The organism is Actinomadura napierensis (assembly GCF_039529375.1).
Taxonomy (GTDB): Bacteria; Actinomycetota; Actinomycetes; order Streptosporangiales; family Streptosporangiaceae; genus Spirillospora; species Spirillospora napierensis.
Genome location: NZ_BAAAMR010000244.1, coordinates 1 through 2,533, shown reverse-complemented (window position 1 = coordinate 2,533; position 2,533 = coordinate 1). Strand labels below are relative to the sequence as shown.

The window sequence follows — 2,533 nt, the reverse complement described above, 5'->3', positions numbered from 1 at the left end:
GTCGCGACGGCCGCGACCGCCCTGGACGTGCTGGCCGGCGGGCCGCTGCGCCACCTGGACCACTGGGTGTTCGCCGGCGGCCTGCCGCCCCGCACCGGCGCCTGGCACTGGACGTGGCGGACGATCGTCAACGGCGGCCAGTACTGGATCGTCGGGAGCCTCGCGGGGATCACCGCGGCCACGGCCGCCTGGAAGCGCCGCAGCCTCCCGCTGCTGATCCGCGCGGGGATCTGGCTGGCCTGCACGGAGCTGGTCGTCCGGTCCGCGCAGGTGCTGTTCGCCCGGACCGCGCCCCTGTACGGCGAGGACGCGCTGTTCGCCGGCGGGCACCTGTCCTTCCCGTCCGGGCACGCCGCCAACGCCGCCGCCTGCCTGCTGTTCATCGCGGCGATGACCGGCGCGTCGCGCGGCTGGACGATCGCCGCGCACACCCTGGCCGCACTCGTCGCCGTCGCCGTCGTCGCGCTCGGCTACCACTGGCCCACCGACGCGCTCGCCGGCTGGGGGACCGGCACGCTGCTGGCCTGCGCCGCCCGCGCGCTGGTCGTGCCGCGCGCGCCGCGGCGCGAGGCCCGGCGCGCCGGGAAGGCGACGGCCGTGCCCGGGGACGCCTGACGCCCCGGCGCCCGCCTCACTCGCCTCCGGCGAACTCGGCGAGCAGCGCGGCCAGCGCACGCGGCTCGGAGAACATCGGCCAGTGCCCGGTCGGCAGCTCCCGGTAGGTCCATTCCGGGCCGCTCATCATCGCGAACACCGGGTTGCCGCTGTCGGCCATCTGCCGCACCGCCGCGAGCGGGATGGTGCACAGCACCAGGGTGCGCGGCGTGGACGGCAGCGGCTCGGGCCGCGCGAGCGGCTGCGATGCCGCCGCGAACGGCTGCGGCGTGCCGCGCCGGCGCATCTCGGCGAGCCGCTCCGCGCTCAGCCCCGCGAGGTTGACCGGGTCGGCGTCCGGGTCGAACGGCGGCACCGGGATCTTCCAGCCCTCGCCCGCGCCGGCGACGCCCTTCTCCAGTTCCGCGCGGTCGTCCGGGGCGTGGAAGTCGATGCCGGCCATCCCCGGCGGCATCGGCCCGCTGTCGACGTAGACGACGCGCGAGACCCGCTCCGGAATCCGGTCGGCGGCGCCGGTGACCGCCATGTTCGCCCCGCTGTGCGCGACGAGCACCACCTCGCCGGGCCCGCCGTCCTCGACGGCCCGCACGACATCCTCGACATGGGTGTCCAACCCCACCTCCGGCGTCAGCTCGGCGGCCCGCTCGGCCAGCCCCGTCAGCGTCACCGGACGCGCCTCGTGGCCCGCGGCCCGCAGCCCGTCCGCCACCTCCTCCCACGCCCACGCGCCCAGCCAGAACCCGGGGACCAGTACGAACCTCGCCATGTCAGCGCCCTTCCCTTGCGGATGTGCCCTCACGCTAAGCTCGATACCGGACGGAACCCGCCCGGATTAAAGGAGTGGTCCATGCCACATCCGGCACCCGACTCCGGGCCGGCCCACCCGACGACCCGCGTGCTGGCCATGCTGGAACTGCTGCAGGCCCACCACCGCATCACCGGCACCGAACTGGCGCGGCGGCTCGGCGTCGACGAGCGGACCGTCCGCCGCTACGCCGCCCGCCTGGACGACCTCGGCGTGCCCGTCGTCGCCGATCGCGGCCGGCACGGCGGCTACCGGCTCATGCCCGGCTACAAGCTGCCGCCGCTGATGCTCACCGACGACGAGGCGACCGCCGTCGTGCTCGGGCTGATGGCCGGCCGCCGGCTCGGCCTGCCGGGACAGGCGACCGAGAGCGCGCTGGCCAAGGTGCAGCGGGTGCTGCCCGCCGTGCTGCGCGACCGCGTCCAGGCGCTGCGCGAGACACTCGGCTTCACCCTTCCCGCCCGCGACGCCGCCGAGCCCTCCACCGGCGCCGTCCTCACCCTGGCGGCCGCCGTCCGCGAACGCCGCCGCGTGCGGCTGCGGTACCGGTCGTGGCAGGGCGCCGACTCCGAACGCGACCTGGACCCCTACGGCCTGGTCTTCCACTCCGGACGCTGGTACGTCACCGGCCACGACCACCGCAGCGGCGAGGTCCGCACCTTCCGCGTCGACCGGATCGCCTCCGCCGAGCCCGGCTCCGCCACCTACGAGATCCCCGCCGGCATCGACCCCGTCCAGCACGTCACCCGGTCGCTGGCGGGCGTCCCGTACGCGCACGAGGTCGAGGTCCTGCTGGAGACCACCCTCGACCAGGCGCGCCGCCGGATCCCCGCCACGGTCGCCACGCTCACCGAGACCGACGGGGGAGTGGTCATGACGACCCGCGCCGAGCACCTGGATGGGATGGCGCGGATGCTGGCCGGGCTCGGCTGGCCGTTCGTGATCCGCCGCCCGGCCGAACTGCGCGGGCACGTCCGCGACCTCGCCCGCGCCCTGGAGGGGCAGGCCGCCCGCTGACCGGCGCCCCGCCCGACGCGGAGCCCGGCGGGCGGGTCAGCCGGATCGGCGCGTCAGTCCCGCGCCGGGCCGCCGGGGGGGGCGGGGGCGGCGGGA

At 76.6% G+C, this 2,533-nt stretch carries 3 protein-coding genes; 2 read left to right on the top strand and 1 reads right to left on the bottom strand.

Features of this window, described 5'->3' with window-relative positions; translation table 11 throughout:
* Positions 1-615: phosphatase PAP2 family protein (locus tag ABD296_RS49140; protein ID WP_344285361.1), on the top strand; the 615-nt coding region annotated here is incomplete at its 5' end.
* A gap of 16 nt (positions 616-631) precedes the next feature.
* Here the strand turns inward: ABD296_RS49140 and ABD296_RS49135 are convergent.
* Entirely contained in the window at positions 632-1,381 is a 750-nt protein-coding gene (locus ABD296_RS49135; protein WP_344285358.1) for an alpha/beta fold hydrolase, read from the bottom strand.
* Between the two features lie 81 nt (positions 1,382-1,462).
* On the opposite strand from ABD296_RS49135, the gene ABD296_RS49130 reads away from it, so the two are divergent.
* Complete coding sequence (locus tag ABD296_RS49130) at positions 1,463-2,437, top strand: helix-turn-helix transcriptional regulator (protein ID WP_344285355.1); 975 nt, start codon at positions 1,463-1,465, stop codon at positions 2,435-2,437.
* Positions 2,438-2,533: the final 96 nt, after the last annotated feature.

Excerpts from the sequence above, each read along its gene's own strand:
- ABD296_RS49135 (WP_344285358.1), bottom strand. The coding sequence starts at position 1,381 with ATGGCGAGGTTCGTACTGGTCCCCGGGTTCTGGCTGGGCGCGTGGGCG.
- ABD296_RS49130 (WP_344285355.1), top strand. The coding sequence starts at position 1,463 with ATGCCACATCCGGCACCCGACTCCGGGCCGGCCCACCCGACGACCCGC.